The organism is Kribbella sp. (assembly GCF_035687465.1).
Lineage (GTDB): Bacteria > Actinomycetota > Actinomycetes > Propionibacteriales > Kribbellaceae > Kribbella.
This window is the reverse complement of record NZ_DASRXP010000370.1, coordinates 1-6,626: the sequence shown is the minus strand read 5'-3', so window position 1 is coordinate 6,626 and position 6,626 is coordinate 1. Positions and strand designations below refer to the sequence as shown.

General features: G+C 68.0%; 5 protein-coding genes. 3 read left to right on the top strand and 2 right to left on the bottom strand.

From position 1 onward, the window contains the following. Both VFG33_RS19400 and VFG33_RS19395 read right to left on the bottom strand, forming a co-directional pair. On the bottom strand, positions 1 to 1,554 hold a 1,554-nt coding region (locus VFG33_RS19400; RefSeq protein ID WP_325054317.1), incomplete at its 3' end, for an AAA family ATPase. Positions 1,555 to 1,670: 116 nt separating this feature from the next. Further along, positions 1,671 to 1,961: a hypothetical protein gene (locus tag VFG33_RS19395; protein ID WP_325054316.1), complete on the bottom strand. Its 291-nt coding sequence runs from the start codon at positions 1,959 to 1,961 to the stop codon at positions 1,671 to 1,673. Positions 1,962 to 2,632: 671 nt separating this feature from the next. Here VFG33_RS19395 and VFG33_RS19390 point away from each other — a divergent pair. The 3 genes from VFG33_RS19390 to VFG33_RS19380 form a co-directional block, all read left to right on the top strand. Next, positions 2,633 to 4,636 (top strand): PPC domain-containing protein, encoded by a 2,004-nt coding sequence (locus tag VFG33_RS19390; RefSeq protein WP_325054315.1) that lies wholly within the window; start codon positions 2,633 to 2,635, stop codon positions 4,634 to 4,636. Between the two features lie 85 nt (positions 4,637 to 4,721). Beyond that, positions 4,722 to 5,222 (top strand): pyridoxamine 5'-phosphate oxidase family protein, encoded by a 501-nt coding sequence (locus VFG33_RS19385; protein WP_325054314.1) that lies wholly within the window; start codon positions 4,722 to 4,724, stop codon positions 5,220 to 5,222. Positions 5,223 to 5,351: 129 nt separating this feature from the next. Continuing rightward, positions 5,352 to 6,626, top strand: a 1,275-nt coding sequence (locus VFG33_RS19380) for a sialidase family protein (RefSeq protein WP_325054313.1), incomplete at its 3' end; no start/stop codon positions are given.

Here is a 6,626-nt window from a genome sequence, read left to right as displayed (position 1 = left end):
CGCTGCCACCTCCTGCGGCGTTCCGCCCGGCCTTGCCAAGCGGCCGGCGAACAGCGCGGCATTCAGCGCGTCCAGGTAGGTCTCGCGCGCAAGACCGGCATCGATGGGCTCGAGCCGTTTGGCGGCCCTCATCAGCAGTTGCGGGGCATCGTTGCCCCGGTTTGCTGCAAATGCGAGCTGAGCACGCAGGAGCTCGACGCGAGCACGCTGGAGTTCGTCGAGCGGTGCGGCCTCGGCCATGCCCAGCAGCTGCCCCGCCGCCTCGAACGCGCCGGCCTGGACCTTCGCTTGAGCCGCTGCCAGGGTCCGTTCGCCCCGCTGCGCCAGGGCCGGTGTCAGCACCGCGGCGCGCTCGAAGAATGCGGCCGCCGCCGCCAGTCCACCCCGCGCCTGTGCACGGCCCGCCGAGCGTTCCAGCTCGTCTGCAACCTCCGCGTCCGCCCCCACCGCGGCGTGGGAGCGATGCCAGGCCCGCCGGTCAGGATCAGCCTCAGGATCGGTGGCCTCGGCCAACACGCGATGCGCCTCCCGCCGGTCACCAGCCGAGGCCGCCTGGTAGACCGCAGAGCGGACCAGGGGGTGGGCGAAATGAACCCGGGCGCCGAGCCCGATCAGTCCTGCGGCCTGAGCAGGCGCGGCGGCGTCGGCTGGGATCCCCTGCAACTCGCTGGCGCGCCACAACAAGGTCATGGAGCCGGTCGGATCGGCCGCAGCAGTCAGCAGCAAGCGCTGTGTCTCGAGTGGCAGCGACTCGAACTGCCGGTGAAAGCTGTCCTCGATCCGGCTGGTCAGGGGCCGCGAGTCGGGAAGCCAGAAGCCGCCGGCCAGCTGAGCAGGTCCCAGCCCGCGGGGCAGCTGCAGCAAGGCGAGCGGGTTGCCGCGGGTCTCCGCGACGATCCGGTCCCGCACCTCCGCGTCCAGCCGCCCGCCGACCGCCGACGCCAGCAGCGTTCCCGCGTCGGCACTACCGAGCCCGTTCACGGTCAGTCCGGGGAAGCCGGCCAGTTCATGGTCACCACCAGGCCCGCGTACGGCGATTATCAGCGCGATCGGCTCGGCCAGCAATCGCCGCGCGGCAAACACCAGACACTGCGCCGAGGCCCGGTCGAGCCACTGCGCGTCATCCACCACGCACGCCAGCGGCTGATCCTCCGCCGTCGCGGCCAGCAGGCTCAACACGGCCAGGCCGACCAGGAAACGATCCGGCACCGGCCCTTCCCGCAACCCGAACGCGACCGCCAACGCGTCACGCTGTGGCCTCGGCAGCTGTTCCATCCGGCGGCCGAGCATCGGCACGCACAACTGGTGCAGCGCGGAGTACGCGAGCTCCAGCTCCGACTCGACGCCCCACGTCCGGACCACCCGCAGGTCCGATGCCGACGCCCTGCTGACCGCATAATCCAGCACGACCGTCTTACCGATCCCGGGCTCGCCGCGCACGACCAGCACACCACTGTTGCCCGCCCGCGCCCGGTCGAGCACCCGATCCACTGCCCCGCGCTCGACCCGCCGGTCTAAAAGCCCCGTTCCGGGACCACCCCTGGAGACGCTCATAATCGATGTCCTGCCGCTCAACTGGCAAATCTCGCCGATATGAGCAGCGTAGGCCACCAAAACCCGTCGGACGGAACAGTCCGAGGCAGCTGTTGGCGAGGCAAGTGACGCCAGAATCAGCTCGGCGCGGCGCCTTCTGAGTAGCCGGCGGCCGCCAGCAAGCGGCGCAGCCCGACCACCGCCTCGATCTCCGTGTCCTTGTGTGCGGGAAGGTCGAAGAACCCGGTCTCAGAGCCGACCGTGACCTCGACCTTGCCGTCGTGGCGGCGCGTCACGGTGCCCACGGCCTCCAGCAACGACACCACATCGTGCCACTCGATGTTGTGGCTCACGGGGTGCTGGAAAATCCGGCGAAGGGTCTCGCGATGGTGGCTGGTGAGGTGCTCAGGTCTTGGGCTCGACGTCATTGCAGCTCCTCAACGGTCAGTCGCCAGCGTACGCCGGTACTTCGATCAGGTGGTTCAGGGTTCGACATCAGTCGAGCGGGCGGAGCTCGTCGGCGTACGAGACGGAGACGCGCCGGAGGAGATGTCGTGGTCGTGCCAGCCGGTGTCGTTGGCCGGGGTCCTGCAGAGCAGCCAGATGTCGATATTGCTGTCGCGGTGCAGGGAGGCGAAGACGCGTTCGTCGTCGTTGTAGGCGACCTTGTCCTCCCACAGGTGCGGCTGGGCGGCGATCGAGGCCGCGAGCTCGGCCAGTGGTGATTGCGCCCTGTCGGAGTCGGCACCGGTTCGGGCCCGGCGCGGGTCGCGTCGTGAGCCGGAGAGTCCATCTCAGTTCCCCAGCCTTGGCGCTTGGACACCTCGACTGTCTCGACCACACGCGGGCTGCGAATCCGGGAAAACAACTGATCCGGCGCGCATGGTCTGCAGGTCGGCATCGGCCATGCTCGGGAGCGCTGGGCATCGAACCCGACGAGATCGACGTGGCCACTCCATGGCCCTCGCCCGCTCAGTAGTGGTAGGCATTCCTGGCCTCTTCAGATGAGGTCGCAGCGCGTCTAGTGTCGGTGTCATTGCTCGGGGGAGCGACCTGAGGCCGTAGTCGGGCCGAGGTCGAGGGCATAGGGAGGATCCTCATGAAACCGCAGTTCAGGCGCGCCCTGGTGGGCGTCGCATCGATCGCCCTGCTCGGCGCCGCATCGGCGCAGAGCACTGCTGCAGTCCGTTTCAACGACCAACCCAGTCCGCGCGAGAAGCAGTTGATGCAGGCCGGCGTACAACTCGCGCCCAAGAGCACGAAAGCTCCGACGTCCGCCGTCAACGGCAAGACGTACGCCGCTCCGAACCCGATGCTTGCCAACACACCCGACGCGACCACGGTCGACTGGGCGTACTGGCACAGCCGGCTCGCGGCGAAGGGCAAGCTCCGTGCCGCGGAGATCACTGCTCAGCAAAAGGCAGCCGCCGACAACAAAGCCGCGGCACGCGCGCTGCCGTCCCCGCTGCTGCACGACGAACTCGAGCCTGCCACTCTCGGCGGTACCAACGACTCACTCGCCGCGGCCGAGAGGATCAACGGCTTCGGTACTGCGAACAAGGAGAACCCGCGGCTGCGGATCCTCGGCACCCTGCCGGATCTGACACCGAGCGCGGTCGTGATCCCGGTCGGCACCGAGGACAACGGGTCGTTGCCGCTGGCAACCGACACCGGTATCGGGACGGGCAGCCGGCAGGCCGTAGAGACCACTGGCACGCTTGGCGACGGCCGGCACGGGCCGGCACCCGCGGGCGACGGGTCCAACGATTTCGACGTCTACAAGCTCAACAGCCGCGCCGGCGACTCGATCGTGGGCAGCACCGACGGCACCAGCACGGACACCGTCGCAGCCGTGTACAACTCCGCCGGCGTACTGGTCGCCTTCAACGACGACATCTCGTTCCCGGGCAACGTCGCGAGCCGGGTCGGGTACGACGTACCGGCCGACGGGACCTACTACGTGCTGATCGGCGGCTTCGCGCTCGACCCCTTGCCGGCCGACCCGAACGACTCCGGCAGTGGTGCAGGTGGCGCGCAGACCGGTCCCTACGAGGTCGCGATCAACTCGTCGATCGTCGACAAGGACTACTACGCGTTCAAGCTGCGCAAGGGCGACGTCCTCGGCGGCAGCGTGACCGGTGCGGCCACCCGACTGCGGGTCTGGCGCCCCGACGGCGTCCAGGCGCACGGCTCGGAGCAGGACGCGTCCTCGCTGTACCCGGTGACCTCGCCGCTGCCCGCAGGCGGCAACGCGGTCGTCGCGTACGTCGCAGAGGAGCCCGGCTGGTACGCCCTGTCGGTGGAGAGCGGTATCGGCGACTACGACGCAACGGTCGAGGTGTACCGGTCAGGCACTGAAACCGACAAGAAGCAGCAGACCGTTTTCCTGGACTTCGACGGTGCGCGGGTGAACACCGCGATCTGGGGTGGCCCAGGAGTGCGGCAACTGTCGCCGTTCTCGGCCTTCATCGCCCGCTGGGGGCTGCCGCGCAGCGCGGAGAACCAGCTGATCAACCAGATCACGAACGTCGTGACCGAGAACCTCAAGAAGGACCTGATCGCCAAGGGCCTGAACCCGAACGTGGCAGTGCGGATCCTCAACAGCCGTGACAACGCCGACCCGTTCGGCCAGGAGAACGTCTCGCGCGTCATCGTCGGCGGCACCATCGACGAATCCGGCATCGCCACGATCGGCGTCGCGCAGTACATCGATCCCGGCAACTACGGGCACGAGGACAGCGCTGTGGTGCTCCTCGACGTCTTGAGCGACCCGACAGGCGCCTCGTCGATCAACACCTACCTGACGCCGCAGAGCAACCGGATCGGGTTCGTGTCGCAGGTCGTCGGCAACGTGGTGTCGCACGAGGTCGGCCACATGATCGGCAGCTACCACGTCGACCAGTTCAACACCATCGACAACCTGATGGACCAGGGTGGTAACCCGCAACTGCTGTTCGGCGTTGGCCCGGACAACATCGGCGGCACCGCCGACGACGTCGACGTCGACTTCGGCGAGGACGTCTACAACCCGAACGAGGGATTCACCGGCATCGAGGACACCCTCAACGTCTCAGCCTGGGCGCTCTCCAAGCCCAAGGGCTAACCGATTCCTGGGAGGCGTCTGGTACTCCGGGCGCCTCCCAGCAGGACTATCGCGTCGTCGGCAGGCGCCCGCTAGGATCCAACGGGTGGATGACGATCCGAGCGTGGCGACTTGGCTCGGCCGGCTGCAGGAAGCGTCCTTCGGGCAGGCTGGGCAGGCGACGCGCACGGCCTACCCGCCGGAACGACGGCTGACCGGAATTCAGTTGGCGGAGTACCTGGGGCGCCGGACCTATGCGCTCGCGTCCTCCACCCGGCCCGACGGCCGTGCGCACGCCGCACCGACGCTGTTCTCCGTCTACGCGGAGGCATTCTGGCTTCCCACAGTCGGCGGAGCGGTCAGACTCCGCAACGTCCAGGCCCACCCGTGGCTCGCGCTGTCCGTCCTCGAGGGCGAGCACGACAACCACGCCGCAGTACTCACCGAAGGCCCGGCCGAGGTGCTGACGACGGCCCCGGCAGAAGTCCAGAAAGTCACCGAGCTCCGCAATGCCGGCGGCACCCTGGACTGGGCAACGGCCTGGCTGCGAATGACCCCGCAACGCCTGTTCAGCTTCGCCGAACGCTCCTGGCAGGAACACCCCTAGAACCTGCGCCGTCAGGGTGTTGAGGGCCTCCGATCTCTTGACATCCCACGTCCTATGTCCAACCCTGGGTCGAGCCAATCCACACAAAGTCGCGCACGAATCCACACTGCGCCTCGCTGAGGAGTTCGGATGATCAGGGTCTTCTCACGGAACGGATCACGTCGGCGAGCCGGTGTCGCGGCCCTTGTCGCCGCCCTGTGTGTGGGGGTGATGCCTTTGGCCGAAGCTGCCCAGCCCAGCGCGGATCAGGCTTCGACCTCGTTCTTCCAGGAAGACGTGATCCTGCGGCAGGGGACGTTGGGGTACAGCTGCTTCCGGATCCCGACGCTGGTGAAGGCGGTTGATGGGACGTTGCTGCTGTTCGTCGAGGGACGGATCAACAATTGTGCCGATGCCGGCAACATCGACTTGCTGCTGACCCGGTCCACCGACGGCGGGAAGAGTTGGCTGCCACTGCAGGTGCTGATCAAGGGCGACGGCGAGACTCGCGGGAACCCCACCCCGATCGTCGACAAAGTCACCGGCCGCATCGCTCTCCTCTCGATGAGGAGTCCGGGCAACAATTGGACTCCGCGCACCCCGTATCTGCAGACCAGCGAGGACAACGGGCTGACCTGGACGGAGCCCAAGGACATCTCGGCGCAGATCACCGAGCCGGACTGGAAGTACTGGTACGCCACCGGCCCGGTGCACGGCATCCAACTCGAGCACGGCCCGCACGCGGGGCGGCTGGTAGCCGCCACCTACTTCAGTCCGCCGAGCGAGAGCGACCGCGGTGCCGCCCTGGTGTACAGCGACGACGGCGGACTGAGCTGGAACCTGGGCGCCGTCGACAAGCAGGAGATCGACCGCGCCGGCGAGACCACCGTGGTCGAGCTCGAGGACGGCAGGCTGTACGTGTCGACCCGATCGTCAGCCGCGGCGCATGACTTCCCGGGCCATCGGGGCTACGCCTACAGCAGTGACGGTGGAGAGAGCTTCGACCGGCCGTTCGCCGCCGAGGACGAGCTGCCCACCCCGGAGATCCAGGGGTCTCTGCTGCGACTGAACGCCAAGAGTCAGGGCGATGCCAGAAACCGCATCCTGTTCTCAGCACCGGCCAACCCGGCCGCCCGGGAGGCGATGACGGTGCGTTCCTCCTTCGACGAGTCCAAGCGCTGGGAGACCTGGCAGCAGGGAAAGGTGATCAGCTGGGGTCCGGCCGCCTACTCGGACATGACCGAGATCGCCGATGGGTTGGTCGGCCTGGCGTACGAGGCCGGCGGCTTCGCGCCGTACGAGTCGATCCGGTTCGCGCGGTTCAACGAGGCCTATCTCGACACCCCGAACACCAAGCCGCCGGCCGTGCCCGGTCCGCCGGTGCCTGGTCCCACCACACCCGACCTCGCGAGGTCGAGGGACCCG

Bases quoted from the DNA above. Each gene is read 5' to 3' on its own strand.
- VFG33_RS19395 (WP_325054316.1), bottom strand. From the start codon at position 1,961: ATGACGTCGAGCCCAAGACCTGAGCACCTCACCAGCCACCATCGCGAG.
- VFG33_RS19390 (WP_325054315.1), top strand. From the start codon at position 2,633: ATGAAACCGCAGTTCAGGCGCGCCCTGGTGGGCGTCGCATCGATCGCC.